Annotated in this window: 14 protein-coding genes; 7 read left to right on the top strand and 7 right to left on the bottom strand. The window is 64.3% G+C overall.

From position 1 onward, the window contains the following. Nucleotides 1–6 precede the first annotated feature (6 nt). Entirely contained in the window at nucleotides 7–1,827 is a 1,821-nt protein-coding gene (yidC, locus tag KVT37_RS20155; protein WP_217576265.1) for a membrane protein insertase YidC, read from the top strand. A 590-nt stretch (nucleotides 1,828–2,417) separates the two neighbouring features. On the opposite strand, the gene KVT37_RS20150 is transcribed toward yidC, so the two are convergent. The 3 genes from KVT37_RS20150 to KVT37_RS33820 are packed head-to-tail and all read right to left on the bottom strand — an operon-like array spanning nucleotide 2,418 to nucleotide 5,375. Continuing rightward, the gene (locus KVT37_RS20150; RefSeq protein WP_217576263.1) at nucleotides 2,418–3,962 is read right to left on the bottom strand and encodes a DHA2 family efflux MFS transporter permease subunit; all 1,545 of its coding nucleotides are present in this window, start codon (nucleotides 3,960–3,962) and stop codon (nucleotides 2,418–2,420) included. After that, nucleotides 3,959–5,251: an HlyD family secretion protein gene (locus KVT37_RS20145; RefSeq protein WP_217576261.1), complete on the bottom strand. Its 1,293-nt coding sequence runs from the start codon at nucleotides 5,249–5,251 to the stop codon at nucleotides 3,959–3,961. The genes KVT37_RS20150 and KVT37_RS20145 overlap by 4 nt, the downstream gene beginning before the upstream one ends. Then, nucleotides 5,244–5,375 carry a hypothetical protein gene (locus KVT37_RS33820; RefSeq protein ID WP_306796983.1) on the bottom strand — a complete coding sequence of 44 codons (132 nt, stop codon included), beginning with the start codon at nucleotides 5,373–5,375 and terminating at the stop codon, nucleotides 5,244–5,246. The genes KVT37_RS20145 and KVT37_RS33820 overlap by 8 nt, the downstream gene beginning before the upstream one ends. A gap of 165 nt (nucleotides 5,376–5,540) precedes the next feature. Here KVT37_RS33820 and KVT37_RS20140 point away from each other — a divergent pair, with 165 nt between their 5' ends. The 4 genes from KVT37_RS20140 to KVT37_RS20125 all read left to right on the top strand — a co-directional run bounded on the left by KVT37_RS20140 (nucleotide 5,541) and on the right by KVT37_RS20125 (nucleotide 8,013). After that, a complete protein-coding gene (locus KVT37_RS20140) occupies nucleotides 5,541–5,855 on the top strand; it encodes a hypothetical protein (RefSeq protein WP_217576259.1) in 315 nt (104 codons plus the stop codon). A 94-nt stretch (nucleotides 5,856–5,949) separates the two neighbouring features. Then, a complete protein-coding gene (locus tag KVT37_RS20135; protein WP_217576257.1) occupies nucleotides 5,950–6,588 on the top strand; it encodes a CatB-related O-acetyltransferase in 639 nt (212 codons plus the stop codon). After that, entirely contained in the window at nucleotides 6,585–7,244 is a 660-nt protein-coding gene (gene yihA / locus KVT37_RS20130; RefSeq protein WP_217576255.1) for a ribosome biogenesis GTP-binding protein YihA/YsxC, read from the top strand. The genes KVT37_RS20135 and yihA overlap by 4 nt, the downstream gene beginning before the upstream one ends. A 67-nt stretch (nucleotides 7,245–7,311) precedes the next feature. Further along, nucleotides 7,312–8,013: a hypothetical protein gene (locus KVT37_RS20125; protein WP_217576254.1), complete on the top strand. Its 702-nt coding sequence runs from the start codon at nucleotides 7,312–7,314 to the stop codon at nucleotides 8,011–8,013. Nucleotides 8,014–8,110: 97 nt separating this feature from the next. On the opposite strand, the gene KVT37_RS20120 is transcribed toward KVT37_RS20125, so the two are convergent. From KVT37_RS20120 to KVT37_RS20110, 3 genes are all read right to left on the bottom strand, one after another. Next, nucleotides 8,111–8,926: a tetratricopeptide repeat protein gene (locus tag KVT37_RS20120; protein ID WP_254634143.1), complete on the bottom strand. Its 816-nt coding sequence runs from the start codon at nucleotides 8,924–8,926 to the stop codon at nucleotides 8,111–8,113. Nucleotides 8,927–9,089: 163 nt separating this feature from the next. After that, nucleotides 9,090–11,573, bottom strand: a complete 2,484-nt coding sequence (locus tag KVT37_RS20115; RefSeq protein ID WP_254634142.1) for a DNA translocase FtsK — start codon at nucleotides 11,571–11,573, stop codon at nucleotides 9,090–9,092. A 231-nt stretch (nucleotides 11,574–11,804) separates the two neighbouring features. Further along, complete coding sequence (locus KVT37_RS20110; protein WP_217576251.1) at nucleotides 11,805–12,503, bottom strand: TetR/AcrR family transcriptional regulator; 699 nt, start codon at nucleotides 12,501–12,503, stop codon at nucleotides 11,805–11,807. A gap of 134 nt (nucleotides 12,504–12,637) precedes the next feature. Here KVT37_RS20110 and KVT37_RS20105 point away from each other — a divergent pair, with 134 nt between their 5' ends. Next, on the top strand, nucleotides 12,638–13,831 hold the full coding sequence (locus KVT37_RS20105) for an HlyD family secretion protein (RefSeq protein ID WP_217576249.1): 1,194 nt from the start codon (nucleotides 12,638–12,640) through the stop codon (nucleotides 13,829–13,831). A gap of 119 nt (nucleotides 13,832–13,950) precedes the next feature. After that, on the top strand, nucleotides 13,951–15,564 hold the full coding sequence (locus KVT37_RS20100; RefSeq protein WP_217576247.1) for a DHA2 family efflux MFS transporter permease subunit: 1,614 nt from the start codon (nucleotides 13,951–13,953) through the stop codon (nucleotides 15,562–15,564). Nucleotides 15,565–15,683: 119 nt separating this feature from the next. Here the strand turns inward: KVT37_RS20100 and msrB are convergent, their stop codons facing one another. Next, a complete protein-coding gene (msrB, locus tag KVT37_RS20095; RefSeq protein ID WP_217576245.1) occupies nucleotides 15,684–16,187 on the bottom strand; it encodes a peptide-methionine (R)-S-oxide reductase MsrB in 504 nt (167 codons plus the stop codon). Nucleotides 16,188–16,340: the final 153 nt, after the last annotated feature.

Here is a 16,340-nt window from a genome sequence, read left to right as displayed (position 1 = left end):
CTTTCGATGGAAAACAACCGCAATTTCTTCATCACCATCGCGCTGTCGGTGCTGATCCTGACGCTCTGGCAGGTGTTCTACATGAACCCGAAGATGGAGCAGCAGCGCGAGCAGGCCCGCGTCGAGCAGCAGCGTGTCGAGGCGCAGAAGAAGGAAGCGGGCGGCGGCGCCAACTCCGGCGCGGCCGGAACGCCTGCTCCCACTGCCGGCGCGATCCCCAACGCGCCCGGCGGCGATACGGTGACGGCGGCCAGCCGAGACCAGGCCGTTGCCGCGACCAAGCGCGTCAAGATCGATACGCCCAGCCTCGAAGGTTCGATCAATCTGACCGGCGCGCGCCTCGATGACCTGAAGCTCAAGCACTACACCGAGACCGTCGACAAGAACTCGCCCGAAATCCAGCTTCTCAACCCGCAGGCATTGCCAACCGGCTATTTCGCCGAGATCGGTTTCGTCGGCACCGACAAGACGGGGGCGGTGCCCAGCTCGGACACGGTGTGGAGTGTCGAAGGCAACCCGACGCTGACCGCGTCGACGCCGGTGACGCTGACCTACACCAACGACAAGGGCCTGACCTTCAAGCGCACCATCTCTGTCGACAATGATTACATGTTCACCGTTTCCGACACGGTGCAGAATTCGGGAAGCGCCGCCGTCAGCCTGTTCAACTATGGGCGCGTCACGCGCTACGACAAGCCGGCGGTCGCCAGCACCTATGTGCTGCATGAAGGCCTGATCGGCGTCACAGGCACTGAAGGGCTGGCCGAATACAAATACGCGGCCATCGAGAAGGACAAGGAAGTCAAGCCCGGCAAGTCGACCGACGGCTGGCTCGGCATCACCGACAAATATTGGGCCGTGACGCTGGTGCCGACCGAGAAGCAGTCCTTCCAGCCGCGCTACGCCTATTTTGAGGACGGGCGCCACCGCTATCAGTCCGACTTCCTCACCGACCCGATCAACATTGAGGCCGGCCAGTCGGCGACCGTCGAGACAGAGATTTTTGCCGGCGCGAAAGAAGTCGCCAAGATCAACGCTTATGAAGCTGACCGTCACATTCGCCAGTTCAACCTGTTGATCGATTGGGGCTGGTTCTATTTCATCACCAAGCCGATGTTCTGGCTGATCGACACGCTCTACAAATTCTTCGGTAATTTCGGGCTGGCGATCCTCGCCACCACCGTCATCGTCAAGGCCATCTTCTTCCCGCTCGCCAACAAGTCATACGCCTCGATGGCGAACATGAAGAAGGTGCAGCCGAAGATGGTCGAGATCCGCGAGAAATACGCGGACGACAAGATGAAGCAGCAGCAGGCGATGATGGAGCTCTACAAGACGGAGAAGATCAATCCGCTGGCCGGCTGCTGGCCGGTGGCGCTGCAGATCCCGGTTTTCTTCTCGCTCTACAAGGTGCTCTACATCACCATCGAGATGCGGCATGCGCCGTTCTTCGGCTGGATCCACGACCTCGCGGCGCCCGATCCGACGTCGATCTTCAACCTGTTCGGCCTGCTGCCGTTCGCAGCACCCGCCTTCCTGCCGCATATGGGCGCCTGGGCGGTGGTGATGGGTATCACCATGTTCCTGCAGATGCGCATGAACCCGGCGCCGCCGGATCCGACGCAGGCGGCGATCTTCACCTGGATGCCGGTGATCTTCACCTTCATGATGGGCAGCTTCCCGGCCGGCCTCGTCATCTACTGGGCCTGGAACAACACGCTGTCGATCCTGCAGCAGGGCGTGATCATGAAGCGCCAGGGCGCCAAGATCGAATTGTGGGACAATCTGGCGGCGCTGTTCCGCAAGAAACCATCGCCGGCGGAATAGCCGGCTCCCCGAGCTACAAACCAAAACCCCGGCCTTGTCCGGGGTTTTTGTTGTCTCACGACCTTTGCGATTTGCCGAGACGATAGCTCGGTCGTCATTCCAGGGCGGAGCAAGGAGCGAAGCGACGCGCGCAGACCCTGGAACCCACGCCGTTACGCCAAGGCGTTGCAACGGTTACAGAATTCTGCACCATCACACTCCGCGGCAAAGGTCACGGAATGGATCCTCGGGTCAAGCCCGAGGATGACGACGTCACGGGGGATTTCGGACAATCTCCAACGTCGGCGCCATTCGGGCAAGGTGATCGCGTACGGCTTTCCGCGTTGAGGTAGCCGGCATGCCTTGATCGGCGGCTTTGCGTTGGCGTTCGCCGATAAACCCATGCGTGATAGCCCCCGATCCGTCGGCGGCGGGAATAATTTTCGGCAAATTTATCAGGAGTTCCTGAAACTCCAAGCCGGGTCGCTCCGTATGGAATCCAGTCCTCCCTAAAAGGCCGGACGGCTTCCGGCGCAGCGACGCCGGTGTTTGGGAGGTCGTCCGGCAGACCGGGGTCCCACGGCGGGACCCCGGTCCTTTCCCGAGAAACCTCACTCCATGACAGCGCTGTGGTCGACCTTGGCCGGCGTGCCGGGCTTGCGCAGCAGAAGCACCAGCGGGATGGCGGCCAGCGACAGAATCATCATCAGCTTGAAGTCGTCGACATAGGAGATGATCGTCGCCTGCAGCGTGACCAGGCCGTCGAGCGCGGCGCGGCCGGCGGCGGTGTAAGGGCTCAGCGCCTGCGAGATCGCCGGGTCGGCGAACGCCGGATTGTACGGCGTCACATAGTCGGCGATGTTGGCATGGTTGATCTGCTGGTTCTGCGTCAGCAGCGCCGAGACCACCGAGATGCCGACGCTGGAGCCGATGTTGCGCGACAGGTTGTAAAGGCCGGTGCCCTCGGCGCGCCGCTCCGGCGCCAGCGTGGCGAATGTGATGGTGGTGAGCGGCACGAACAGGAAGCCCAAGCCAGCGCCCTGGACGAAGCCGGTGCTGATGATCGTCCATTGCGACACGTCCGGCGTCCAGCCGGTCATGTCGTACATCGCCCAGGCGGTGATCGCGAGGCCGATGAACAGCAGCCAGCGCGTGTCGACCTTGCCGACAAGACGGCCGACGAGGAACATGCAGGCCATGGTGCCGAGGCCGCGCGGCCCCATGACAATGCCCGCCGTCACCACCGGATAACCCATCAGCGTCTGCAGATAGGGTGTCATCAGTGCCAGCGAGGCGAGATAGGTGATGCCGATGATGAAGATGAAGATCATGCCGACGGCGAAGTTGCGGTCGAGGAACAGTTTTGGGTTCACGAAGGTGTCGCGCGCGGTGAAGGTGTGGACGATGAAGATGTAGAAGGCCGACGCGCAGACCAGCGCCTCGACGATGATTTCCGCCGAGGAGAACCAGTTGAGCTGCTCGCCGCGGTCGAGGAACATCTGCAGCGACGCGATGGCGAGGCTGAGCATGCCGAAGCCCAGCCAGTCGAGCCGCGCCTTGAGGTCGAGCTTGGTTTCCTGGACGAACATCGAGACGCCGGCGAAGGCCAGCAGGCCGATCGGCACGTTGATGTAGAACACCCAGCGCCAGGAGACGTTCTCGGTCAGCCAGCCGCCGATGACCGGGCCGAGCACCGGGCCGACCATGACCGAGACGCCGAACAGCGCCATGGCCGAGCCGCGCTCCTCGACGCTGTAGATGTCGAGCAGGATCGACTGCGACAGCGGCACGAGTGCCGCGCCGAACAGCCCCTGCAACAGGCGGAAGCCGACGATCTGCGGCAGCGACTGCGCGAAGCCGCACAGCACCGAGGCCACCACGAATCCGGTGATCGCCACCAGAAGGATGCGCTTGCGGCCGAAGCGGTTGGCGAGGTAGCCGGATGGCGGCGTCATCACCGCGGCGGCGACGATATAGGAGGTGAGCACCCAGTTGATCTGGTCGGCGCTCGCCGAGACGCTGCCCTGAATGTAGGGCAGCGCCACATTGGCGATGGTTGTGTCCAGCGCCTGCATGATGACCGCCAGGATCACGCAAGCGGTGATGGCGCCGCGATTGGCGACAACGGGCGCGCCTGTCGCGGAAGCGGTGGTCATGACTTTTGTCCGAAGCGCTTGAGGAGGTCGGTGACGAAATCGGGCAGGCCGCGGGCATGGCCGGTATCGATGCTGACGACGGCGCTCATGCCGCCGCGCAGCGGCGGCTTGCCCTGCGGATCATCGATCGTCACCCGCATCGGGATGCGCTGCACGACCTTGACCCAGTTGCCGCTGGTGTTTTGCGCCGGCAGCAGTGAGAAGCTGGACGACGAGGCCGGGCTGATCGAGCCGACGGTGCCGTGCCAGACCGCGCCCGGATAGCCGTCGATGCTGATCGTCGCCGTCTGGCCGGGCCGCACATAGGTGAGCTCGGTTTCCTTCGGCTCGGCGGCGATCCAGATGTCGGTCGACGACACCAGGCTGAAGGCTGGCTGCGAGGCCGGCAAATACTTGCCGACCTGCAGCGCATCGACATTGGTGACGACGCCGTCGAACGGCGCCTTGACGACGGAGTCGTTGAGGTTGCGCTGTGCATCATCCACCGCCGACTGGGCCTGCAGGTAGAACGGGTTCTTCTCGACCGGCTGGCTGGCGTCGCCGCCGAGCTGGGCAAGCATCGCCTGCGCCTGCGCCTTGGCGACGGTCACCTTCTGGCGGGCGGCGACGAGATCATGCTGGGCGCTGTCGAAGGTGGCCTTGGAGGCGGTCGAGGTCTTGAGCAGGTCCTGCTGACGCTGGAAGGCGGACTCGTAATAGGGGATGTCGGCCTCAGCCTGATCGATCGAAGCCAGCGACTGCTGGTAGCTTGCCTGCAAGGTCAGCACCTGGTTGCGCACGGTGCCGAGCTGCGCCCTCGCGCCTTCAAGCGCGGTCTCGAAAGACGCCGGCCGCAGCCGGAAGAGCACGTCGCCCTTCTTCACCGCCTGGTTGTCGTGCACGTCGATCTCGTCGACGGTGCCGGATACGTCGGTGGAGACCCCGAGCGACTGCGCCTGGATATAGGCGTTGTCGGTGGTCATGACCTGGCCGCCGACGACGTAGTAATAGCCGCCGGCCACCAGCGCGACCGGGAGCAGCGCAAACAGGATCGGCCGCGTCAGGCTGCGGCGCGGCTTGGCGGGGGCCGGCGGCGCGATGGTGACGGCAGCCGGCTTCGGCTGCGTCGAGGGCGCCTCCAGCGTTGCCGGCTCGGGAGCGACCGGCGCTTCCAGCTCGTCATCTTCGACGACAGGCGGATTGCCGCGCCTTTGCTCGCGCTGGCTGTCCAGGCGGATGACCTGGTCGCTTACTCTTTCGCCGACAATGTCTTCGTCGGCGGGCTTTCTGGGTGAGGTTCCTTCAGACATGGACTTTCTCCCGGTCGACGGCCGGCTGGGCGCGGGCCTCGAGCAGATTGGAATTGGTCAAGCGTGTTCCGGACAGGCGCGCGACGTCGTGCAGCACGAAGCTGATGCTGGATGAGGTAGACATGGGAGGTCAGCGAGTCGGCGACAACTTTTCGTGAGCATGCTTATTATCATCATGCACATAATCCTGCTGGACGCGCCGCGCAAGACCGACTAAGGCGCTTGGTAAAAAAATCGCATGGGCCAGATTCCGGCCGGACCGGCCTGGTTCGCGGCAAGGACAAAGACGATGAACCGGCTCAAGATCACCATGCTGGCGCTGCTGACGGGATACGCTTTTCCGGCCGCGGCGAAGGACGCGGTGAGCTGCGGCGGGGCGGCGATGCTCGGCGGCGCGCAGCTCAACTGCAGCCACGTGCAACCCAAGGCGCCCGCGCAATTCTGCACCTTCAGCTGGGCTCTGCACACGACGGCCGGCGACCAGAAAATCGTCGAGGGAAGCTTCTCGCTGCCGCCGGGCGCATCGAACGTCCAGGTCTATCAGGGCAGCGGGTTCGACAGCGCGCTCTCGAACCCGATCGTGATCTGCCGCGGCAGCCACTGAACGGTTGGTGCCCCGCAAGGATCACGTTAGTTTGATCGCGCGCGGACGTCGCCGGCCGCGTCTAAAGCTGGCTGCAAACCATGGAGGGACCGCGATGACCGGACCCAACCCCAACGTCAAGCATCCGATCGCGATGCAACCGCGTGTCGGCTTCCTGAAGGGGCTGGTGAATGCGCCGAACATCGAGATCGGCGACTTCACCTATTACGACGATCCCGACGGTCCCGATAAATTCGCCGAGAAATGCGTGCTGCATCACTATGACTTCATCGGCGACAGGTTGATCATCGGCAAATTCTGCGCCATCGCCGAGGGCGCGCGCTTCATCATGAACGGCGCCAACCACGCCATGTCCGGCTTCTCGACCTATCCGTTCAACATTTTCGGCCATGGCTGGGAGGAAGGTTTTGACCCGAAGACCTGGTCGAAGGAGATCCGTGGCGACACCATTCTCGGCAATGACGTGTGGATCGGCATGGACGCGGTGATCATGCCGGGCGTCAAGATCGGCCACGGCGCCATCGTCGCTGCGAAATCGGTTGTCACGCATGACGTGCCGCCTTATGCGATCGTCGCCGGCAATGCGGCAAGGATAGTGAAAATGCGCTTCGACGAATTCACGGTGCGGCGGCTGTTGAAAGCGGCCTGGTGGGACTGGCCGGTCGACAAGATCAGCCGCAACCTCAACGCCATTCGCGGCGCGGACATCGCAAAGCTGGAGGCTGCGGCTTGAGCGCACCCGACAAGTCCGTAATCGAAACCGAGCTCTTCACCCGCGCGTGGATCTTCATCCGCGGCGTGCCGTCGATGAAATTCCTGCCGCCGGAGGGCCCGCCGGAGATCGCCTTTGCCGGCCGCTCCAATGTCGGCAAGTCGTCACTGATCAACGCGCTGGTCGGCCACAAAGGCCTGGCGCGCACCTCGAACACGCCGGGGCGCACGCAGGAGCTCAACTATTTCGTGCCGGACGGGTTTTCCGGCGAGGGCGCCGACCTGCCGCCGATGGCGCTGGTCGACATGCCGGGCTACGGCTATGCCAGCGCGCCGAAGGACAAGGTCGATGAGTGGACGAAACTCATCTACGAATATCTGCAGGGCCGCGTGACGCTGAAGCGCGTCTACGTGCTGATCGACGCCCGCCACGGCATCAAGGCCAAGGACGAGGAAGTGCTGACGCTGCTCGACAAGGCGGCGGTGTCCTACCAGGTCGTGCTGACCAAGACCGACAAGATCAAGGCCGCGGGCGTGCCGAAGTTGATCGAGCAGACGCTGGCCAAGATCAAGAAGCGCCCGGCGGCTTTTCCAATGGTGCTGGCCACCTCGTCGGAGAAAGCCGCGGGGCTGGACGAGCTGCGCGCGGCCATCGCCCTGGTGGCGAACGGCGGCTGAGAACGGGCGTGGGCATTGACCACGCCTGGGCAAACCGTCAACTTTCCCCGGCCTGCTAGGTGACGCCATGCGCATTGTTTTCCGTTGCGACCCTGCACTTGCCGAGACGCTGCCGCAACCCGTGCCGGCACGCGCGGTCCTGCCTGACTGGCTGCGCAAGATGCCGTCGAAAGCCTATTCGGAGATCCACGGCCGCGATATCCGAACGGTAAAACAGTGTCCGCCCTTCGTCGATGCCATGACACATGGCTTCATGATCCTACTGCCATGCGACGTGACGGTGGAGAACGGCGCCTTCGAATGGCACTGGGACATCCCGGAGCCTTCAACTAAGGGTCACCCACGGTCTCCGCTTAGCTTCCACGTCGCTGAACAACTCGCCGGCGCGCCATTTGCCAACGGGCTTGCGGCGATAAAATTCAACAGTTTTTGGACAATCGAGTTGGAGGAGGGCTGGTCCCTGTTCGCCACCCACCCGGTCAACCGCGACGACCTTCCTTTCCGGCTGGTGACGGGTGTCGTCGATTCGGATCATTTCCAGGACGCCGGGATCAATTTTCCGGCGATCTGGACCGACCAGGATTTCCGGGGAGTTCTGCCGAAGGGCACGCCGGTCGCGCAGTGTTTTCCCGTGCCGCGCGCAGCACCCGAACTCATCTTCGAAAGCTTCGATGCCGCTCGCGAGATCGCCTATGCGGAAACCGTCGCCGATGTCCTTGCCAGACCCGGCGTCTACCGGAAGCAGTTTCGCGACAAGCGTTCCCGCTAGATCAGGATGACGTTTCGTTGAACCGCCATCCTGATCTAACTCTTTGTCGGAGCACGATCTTCTCCGAAAACCGGTTCCCACTTTTCGGGATCGTGCTTTAGAACTCGCCGAGCAGTCCCTTCAGCGCTTCGCGATCGAGCCAAAGCCGCCCATGCGGTGCCGACGTCAGGGCCATCGCAATGGTGCCGAGTGTTGCGGGGCGCTGCTGGTAGGCCGTTCGATAGGCTTGGATCGCGGCGTCCATGTCGCCTGTTTCCTGAAGCGCGACCCCTAGATTGACCGCGGCCTCGGCATCGTCCGGGCGCTTTTCCAGCGCCTTGCGATAAGCGGTGGCGGCGGCCGCGTGGTCATGCAGATCCTGCCTGACAAGGGCGAGGTCGAACCATGCCGAGGCGGGCGCGTCGCCCTTGACGGCGCGCTCCAGCAAAGGCGCTGCTTCGGCTGGCATGCCGTCCTCAAACAGAATGCGGCCCAGACGCGCCGCAGCTTCGGCGGATGAAGGATCGGCGTGCGTCACCGCCCGCCACGCCTGATACGCCTGGCCCCGGTCGCCCGCCGCATCGAGCGTGCGCGCCCGCTCGATGAGCACGGCAACGCCGGGCGCCAATTCCGCCGCGCGCTCGAAATGGTGGAGCGCCGGCTCAAAATCTTTCGCCGCCCGCGCTATCCGTCCAGCGAGCAGATGAGCGGATGCGTTGTCGGCTCTGATCGCCAGACTTGCACGAATGTGGGCCTGGGCCTCCGCCACCTCTCCCTTTGCAAACAGGACGGCCGCAAGAAGATGGTTGAGAGCCGGTTCATCAGGCGTCTGGCGAAGGCCCTCTTCGCAAAGCAGGCGCGCCTGATCGTGGCGGCCGGCATTGAAGTCCGCCACGATGCGCCGCATCTGGTTCTGCAGCTTTGTATCGACCATCCCCGACCTGCCTGTCACGCCGAGCCCATCTTCCTTGCGGCCCAATGATCCGTCGAGGCCCGCCTTAAATGTTTGAGCCTCGGGGCCGTCAGGTCAAGCTGGCGTTCGGTATGCCTCGTGGGTGATGTTGAACGGCAGCTGACGCCGGCCGACCCGTCAGAGATCAGTCCGTCTCTTCGCGCTCGGGCTCGCGGTCGCGCCGGCCGGTGAGGATCTCGCGCTTGCCGACATGGTTGGGCGCGCCGACCAGGCCTTCCTTTTCCATGCGCTCGACCAGCGAGGCGGCGCGATTGTAGCCGACGCCGAGCCGACGCTGGATGTAGGAGGTCGAGCATTTCTTGTCGCGCTTGACCACTTTGACCGCTTCCTCAAAGAGGGCGTCGCCGTCCTCCTCGGCGACCGAACCCTTGTCGAAGACCGGACCGCTGTCGGCCGCCTCCTCAGCCTCCTCCTCGTCGGCGGTGACGGTGTCGAGATATTCGGGGCGCCCTTGCGCTTTCAGGTGCGCCACGACGTGCTCGACCTCGAGGTCGGAAACGAAGGGACCGTGCACGCGCGAAATGCGCCCGCCGCCGGCCATGTGCAGCATGTCGCCCTGGCCGAGCAGTTGCTCGGCGCCCTGCTCGCCGAGGATCGTGCGACTGTCGATCTTCGACGTAACCTGGAAAGAGATGCGGGTCGGGAAATTCGCCTTGATGGTGCCGGTGATGACGTCGACCGACGGGCGCTGCGTGGCCATGATCAGATGAATGCCGGCAGCGCGCGCCATCTGCGCCAGCCGCTGGATGGCGCCTTCGATCTCCTTGCCGGCCACCATCATCAGGTCGGCCATCTCGTCGACGATGATGACGATATAGGGCATAGGCGCGAGGTCGATCGTGCGTTCCTCGAACAGCGGCTCGCCGGTGCCCTTCTCGAAGCCCACCTGCACCTGCATGGTCACGACTTCGCCCTTGTCACGGGCGCCGGCGGCGCGCTGGTTGTAGCCGTCGATGTTGCGCACGCCGAGGCGCGCCATCTTGCGGTAGCGGTCCTCCATCTCGCGCACCGCCCATTTCAGCGCGGTGACCGCCTTCTTCGGGTCGGTGACGACCGGCGTCAAAAGATGCGGGATGCCGTCATAGACGGACAGCTCCAGCATCTTGGGGTCGACCATGATGAGGCGGCATTCCTCCGGCTTCATCCGGTAGAGCAGCGACAGGATCATGGTGTTGATGGCGACCGACTTGCCGGAACCGGTGGTGCCGGCCACCAGCAGATGCGGCATCTTGGCGAGTTCGGCGATGACCGGCTCGCCGCCGATCGTCTTGCCAAGGCCGAGCGCCAGCTTGCAGGAGGTGTTGCGGAAGCCGGCCGATCCGATCAGCTCGCGGAAATAGACCGTCTCGCGCGTTTCGTTGGGGAGCTCGATGCCGATGACATTGCGGCCCGGCACCACGGCGACGCGGGCCGAGATGGCCGACATGGAACGGGCGATGTCGTCGGCCAGGCCGATGACGCGGCTGGATTTCACCCCCGGCGCCGGCTCGAACTCGTAGAGCGTGACGACGGGGCCGGGGCGGACATGGATGATCTCGCCCTTGACACCGAAATCCTCCAGCACGCTTTCGAGCAAGTCGGCGTTCTGCTCCATCCGCTCCTGCGACATGTAGAAGCCCTGGCCCTCGGGCGGCATCTGCAAAAGATCTTCTGAAGGAAGCTCGTAGCCGGCGGACGCCGGCAGCGGCACGACCTCGCCGGCGATGGGCAGTGAGGGCGCCTGCCTGGCTTTCCTTGCGCTTGCCGGGGTTGAAATCGGCATAGCCTCGGCAGGTGCCGGTTGGGTGGCGACCGAAGCCGGTACCGGCGTCGGTGCGGCGATTGAGTCTCCTACATTGGAGCGCCACTCGATGACGCGGTAAAACGACGTCGCTTCGCCCAGGAAAGCGGCGCGGGGCTGGACCGGCTGCGCCGCCGGACGATGCGCCGGCATCGTCTGGACGGGCTGCGCCGGGGCGACGGGCGCCTGTCCCGCTTCGTTCGCCCGCGCCCGCGCCAGACGCTCGGCGAGGAAGGGCATGCCGAACTCGAAGAAGGCATGGTCGGACAGATAGGACCACCGCAATCCGGACGGGCGTGGTTTTGGCGCCGGAGCGACGGCAACCTGGGGCGGCACAACCGGAGCGGCGGGGGCAACAGGGGCGACCGCGGGAGCTGCGCGGACCGGTTTGACTTGCAACGGCGCGACAGTGCGAGCGGCCGCGCCTGCCGGGATCGGCCGGACTGGATTGATCGACGCCGGGGCCGGCGGCACTGGCCGGACGGGTTCGCGGAGGGGTGTCTTGTTCTGCGCGGAGTCTTCCGTGTGCGGAGCGGTTCGCTTGGCAAGATCGGTGTCCGGCGTGCGGGTGAAGCGCACATTTGGCGCAAGGAAGAAATAATCCTGCCAGGCCGGGCGGCCGAACTCGCCGCCATCGGCCGAATCGAACGAGGCGCCGCGAGCGGCATCCGATTCGCCCTCGACCGAGGCCCGCAAGGTCACGACCTGCCCTGCCCGCGGCTGTGTCTGCGGGGCCGCGACCCGGCGCCCGCCTTCCTCCGCACGACGGTGATCGTCGTCGTTGCCGTGGGCGGAATCGCCGGAATGATTGGCACGGGGAAAGCGCATGGATGTCATACTCGAGACTCGCCGATTGAACGTCTCCCGAGACATAGAAAGCGATGGTTAACAGGTCCTTCCGAAAGCGCCTGCTGACGATGCCGATCGACGTTCGAAAAAGGTCGGCGGACAGGTTTTCACGGCACGGAGGCCAGCCACGATGCCGGCAAAGTTCTCACCTCGCTGGCGCGAATTTCTCAGGCTTTCGCTATGCGCTACGGACTTCGCGTACCGGAATGGTCAGGCCAATGCCGAAGCCCGTTCCTCGGCGAGAAATTTTTCCGTGGCGTAGGCCTTGAGGAACACATCGACGCCGGACGTCACGATGTGTTCGATCTCCGCGGTGCTCGGCGCCTTGGTGCGGTAGGAAAAGATGCACTGGCGAAACAGGCCGGCGAGGCAGAGCTCGGTGAATTGGTAGGCGGCAAGGTCGACGTCGTCGATCTGCAGCAGGCCGCGTTCGACGGCCTCGTTGAGGAAGGTCATCATCCTGTCGTGGCCGCGCTTCGGGCCGCGCTCGTAAAAGCGCGCGCCAAGCTCGGGAATCCGGTCGGCGGCGCCGACCACCGTGCGCTGAGCCTGGATGACCTTGGCCGAGGTGATCTTCGCCGACAGCCCCGTGCCGAACTTCACCAGCGTGTTGCGCAGGTCGTCGAAGTGGTCGAGCACCTCATACATGTTCTTGAAGATGGTGCCGCGCTCTTCCTCGATGAGAGCCTCGAACAGCTCTTCCTTGTTCTCGAAATAGACGTAGATCGTGCCCTTGGAGACGCCCGCCTCGCGCGTGATGTCGTTCATCGAGGCGGCTTCAAAACCCTTGTCGATGAAGACGCGGCGCGCGCCTTCGATGATCTGAGCCCGCTTGACCGGGTCCTGCCCGGCCGCCGGACGGCCCTTGCGCAAGTCGAGCAGATCGCTGTCCGCTGTCGTGTCGACCATGGAAGTCATTCCTTAGAAAATATTTCGAACCACCCGGTTCGATTTCCTCTTGATATGGTCCCGTTTCCGCGCTATGTCAATCACCAATTCGAACCGAACGGTTCAGTCTGACTGACAATCCTAGAGAGATTACCATGTCCTCGAACGCGCCCGCCACCGCCGAAGTCCGCACGTTTCCAAATGCCAAGGTCCAGCCGTCGACCGAAGCCCCGGAAGTTCCCGCACAGCCGGTCACTCCGGTTGCGCCGCCCGCGGCCGAGGCTCCCGCAAAGAAGAAGCGTTCGGTGCGCTCGTTCCTTTTGCCGATCATCGGTCTGGCCCTCCTCGGCGCCGGTTCCTGGTATGGTTACAACTATTGGGCCGACGGCCGGTTCATGATCTCCACTGATGACGCCTATGTCCAGGCCGATATGTCGTTCGTGTCGCCGAAAATCTCCGGCTATATCGACAAGGTGCTGGTGAGCGAGAACCAGCAGGTCAAGGCCGGCGATCCGCTGTTCGTCATCGACAATGGCGACTACAAGATCGCCGTCGCCCAGGCTGAAGCGCAGATCGCGACGCTGGCAAAGACGCTCGACCGCATCGACGCGCAGACCAAGGCAGCGCAGGCCTCGCTGCAACAGGCCCAGGCCTCGAAGGTCGCCGATCAGGCCGCCGCCGACAATGCCGGCCGCGCCCAGGATCGCGCGGCGCAACTGCTCAAGACGCATGTCGGGACGCAGGCGCAACTCGACGACGCGCAGACCGCGCTCGACCAGGCCAAGGCGGCGCTTGTCGGCGCCGACGCGCAGATCGCCGCGGCGCAGGCCAGTATCGGCGTGCTGGAAGCCCAGCGCGCGGAATCGGCCAGCACTTTGGCCTCGCTGCAGCTCAGCCGCGACAAGGCCCAGCGCGACCTCTCCTTCACCGTGCTGAAGGCGCCCTATGACGGCGTCGTCGGCAACCGCTCGGTCGAGCAGGGCGACCTCGTCAGCCCTGGACAGAAGCTCGCCGTCGTCGTGCCGATGGACAAGCTCTACATCGTCGGCAACTTCAAGGAGACGCAGCTCGGCCGCATGGTGCCCGGCGAGAAGGTTCGCATCGCGGTCGACGCGATCGACGGCCAGAGCTTCGAAGGCACTGTCTCTTCGCTGGCGCCGGCTTCGGGCGCGGTGTTCTCGCTGCTGCCGCCGGAAAACGCCACCGGCAACTTCACCAAGGTGGTGCAGCGCGTGCCGGTGCGCATCGACGTGCCCGCCGACGTCTTGAAGACCGGCAAGCTGCGCGCGGGCCTGAGCGTCGTCGTCGCGGTCGACAGCCGCACGGCGCCGGCCTCGACGACCAACTAATCAAGGGGGGCGGTTCGGTGGCCATTTGAGCGCCGAGCCGCCCAGCCTGCTTTATTCGTTTCGACGCAATCCGGGACCGCCACGCGCCTGTCCCTGGAATTGCCTAGGGAGGCCATGACATGGCAACCGCAACCATCACCGCAGGATCAGTACCGGGTCGTCCGGTCGCTGCCGCGCCGGCCCTGCCGGCGGACCATATGCCGGTGCGCCGCGTCATCGCCTTCCTGGCGATGGTGTTCGGCATGTTCATGGCGATCCTCGACATCCAGATCGTCTCGGCCTCGCTCGCCGAAATCCAGGCGGGCTTGAGCGCCAGCTCCGACGAGATCCCGTGGGTGCAGACCGCCTATCTGATCGCCGAAGTGGTGATGATCCCGCTGTCGGGCTTCCTCAGCCGCATGCTGTCGACGCGCGTTTTGTTCACCACCGCCGCGGCCGGCTTTACCGCGGCCAGCGCACTTGCCGCGACCGCCACCAACATCGACCAGATGATCGTCTACCGCGCCATCCAGGGCTTCATCGGCGGCGGCATGATCCCCAGCGTCTTCGCGGCCGCCTTCACCATCTTCCCGCCCTCCAAGCGCGCCGTCGTCTCGCCGATGATCGGCCTGGTGGCGACGCTGGCGCCGACGATCGGCCCGACGGTGGGCGGCTATATCAGCCACGCCATGTCCTGGCACTGGCTGTTCCTGATCAATGTGGTCCCCGGCATCCTGGTGGCGACGGCGGCCTGGTCGCTGATCGACTTCGACAAGCCGAACCTGAAACTGTTCTCCAAGTTCGACTGGTGGGGCCTGGCCGGCATGGCCGCCTTCCTCGGCTGCATGGAGTATGTGCTGGAGGAAGGCCCCAACCACGACTGGCTGCAGGAGCCGGCGGTCTTCGCCTGCGCCATCGTCATGACCATCGGCGGCATCATCTTCTTCTGGCGCGTCTTCACCGCCGAGGAGCCGATCGTCGACCTCAGGGCCTTCAGCAACGTCAACTTCGCCTTCGGCTCGCTGTTCTCGTTCGTCGTCGGCATCGGCCTTTACGGGCTGACCTACCTCTATCCGGTGTTCCTCGGCCGTATCCGCGGTTACGATTCGATGATGATCGGCGAGGCGCTGTTCGTCAGCGGCATGGCGATGTTTTTCACCGCGCCTATTGCCGGCATCCTGTCGAACAAGATCGACCTGCGGCTGATGATGATGATCGGCTTCCTCGGCTTCGCCACCGGCACATGGTGGATGACGCATCTCACCGCCGACTGGGATTTCTACGAGCTACTCATCCCGCAGATCCTGCGCGGCTGCTCGATGATGCTGTGCATGGTGCCGATCAACAACATTGCGCTGGGCACGCTGCCGCCGGAACGGCTGAAGAATGCGTCCGGCCTGTTCAACCTGACCCGCAATCTCGGCGGCGCCGTCGGCCTTGCGGTGATCAACACGGTGCTGATCGACCGCAACGCCTTCCACTATGCACGGCTCGCCGAGCATGTGCAGTGGGGCAGTGCCGCCGCTCAGAACAAGCTGCAGAACATGACGCTGAATTTCGAGCAGACCGCCGGGCTCGATGCCACGACGGCCGCGATCTCGAAACTGTCGGGCATGGTCCAGCAGCAGGCGGCGCTGTTGTCCTTCATGGACGTGTTCATGATGCTGACCGTGCTGTTCGCTTCGCTTGGGTTCTTCGTGCTGTTCATCAACAAGCCGGCCCCGCAGGGCGGCGGTGGCGGCGGAGGCCATTGAGGCGCGCTGGATCCCCCGCCTGGCGCCCCTCATGCATGACCCCGGAAATCGACACCGATTTCCGGGGTTATGTTTTTTAGCGGATGGCCGAAATCTTACGGGGGCCGCCGCAGCCTCGCTCAGGCGGCGGCCGGCTTGAAGCTCAGCGCCACGCCGTTGATGCAGTGGCGCAGGCCGGTGGGCGGCGGGCCGTCGTCGAAGACGTGGCCGAGATGACCGCCGCAGCGGCGGCAGTGAACCTCGGTGCGAGTCATGCCGAGCGAGCGGTCGACGGTCTCGCCGATAGCCTTGGGGATCTCCTGCCAGAAGCTCGGCCAACCGGTGCCGGAATCAAATTTCGTCTCAGACGAATAGACCGGCAGGTCGCAGCCGGCGCAGGCGAAGATGCCCTTTCGATGCTCGTTGAGCAGCGGGCTGGTGCCCGGATATTCGGTGCCTTGCTTGCGCAGCACGTCGAAGGCCTCGTCGGACAGGATGGCGTGCCATTCGGCTTCGGTCTTGGTGACCTCGAAGGTCTCGGCGGCAAGAGCCGGCTTCGGCCCGCCGGCGCGCAGCATCGCTCCGGTTCCGACGATGAGAGCGGTGGCGGCGGCGCCGCTCCAGAGAAAATCGCGACGGTTCATGGCCGTTCCTCCTGAGATATTTTGCCAAGATAAAGCACCACCCGGAAATCAAAAGCCGGTGACGCCCTATACGCTTATATTGATGATGCAACTCCGCGCCGCCCTTACGGGACGACGCGGAGCACACCCTTGCCGGCGGCGCGGATCTTGGAT

The sequence above is a fragment of the Mesorhizobium sp. GbtcB19 genome, assembly GCF_019091085.1.
GTDB lineage: Bacteria > Pseudomonadota > Alphaproteobacteria > Rhizobiales > Rhizobiaceae > Mesorhizobium.
The sequence above is the reverse complement of the archived record's forward strand: the minus strand, read 5'-3'. Positions and strand labels throughout refer to the sequence as shown.

Bases quoted from the DNA above. Each gene is read 5' to 3' on its own strand.
- yidC (WP_217576265.1), top strand. From the start codon at position 7: ATGGAAAACAACCGCAATTTCTTCATCACCATCGCGCTGTCGGTGCTG.
- KVT37_RS20150 (WP_217576263.1), bottom strand. From the start codon at position 3,962: ATGACCACCGCTTCCGCGACAGGCGCGCCCGTTGTCGCCAATCGCGGC.
- KVT37_RS20145 (WP_217576261.1), bottom strand. From the start codon at position 5,251: ATGTCTGAAGGAACCTCACCCAGAAAGCCCGCCGACGAAGACATTGTC.
- KVT37_RS33820 (WP_306796983.1), bottom strand. From the start codon at position 5,375: ATGTCTACCTCATCCAGCATCAGCTTCGTGCTGCACGACGTCGCGCGC.
- KVT37_RS20140 (WP_217576259.1), top strand. From the start codon at position 5,541: ATGAACCGGCTCAAGATCACCATGCTGGCGCTGCTGACGGGATACGCT.
- KVT37_RS20135 (WP_217576257.1), top strand. From the start codon at position 5,950: ATGACCGGACCCAACCCCAACGTCAAGCATCCGATCGCGATGCAACCG.
- KVT37_RS20125 (WP_217576254.1), top strand. From the start codon at position 7,312: ATGCGCATTGTTTTCCGTTGCGACCCTGCACTTGCCGAGACGCTGCCG.
- KVT37_RS20120 (WP_254634143.1), bottom strand. From the start codon at position 8,926: ATGGTCGATACAAAGCTGCAGAACCAGATGCGGCGCATCGTGGCGGAC.
- KVT37_RS20115 (WP_254634142.1), bottom strand. From the start codon at position 11,573: ATGCGCTTTCCCCGTGCCAATCATTCCGGCGATTCCGCCCACGGCAAC.
- KVT37_RS20110 (WP_217576251.1), bottom strand. From the start codon at position 12,503: ATGGTCGACACGACAGCGGACAGCGATCTGCTCGACTTGCGCAAGGGC.
- KVT37_RS20105 (WP_217576249.1), top strand. From the start codon at position 12,638: ATGTCCTCGAACGCGCCCGCCACCGCCGAAGTCCGCACGTTTCCAAAT.
- KVT37_RS20100 (WP_217576247.1), top strand. From the start codon at position 13,951: ATGGCAACCGCAACCATCACCGCAGGATCAGTACCGGGTCGTCCGGTC.
- msrB (WP_217576245.1), bottom strand. From the start codon at position 16,187: ATGAACCGTCGCGATTTTCTCTGGAGCGGCGCCGCCGCCACCGCTCTC.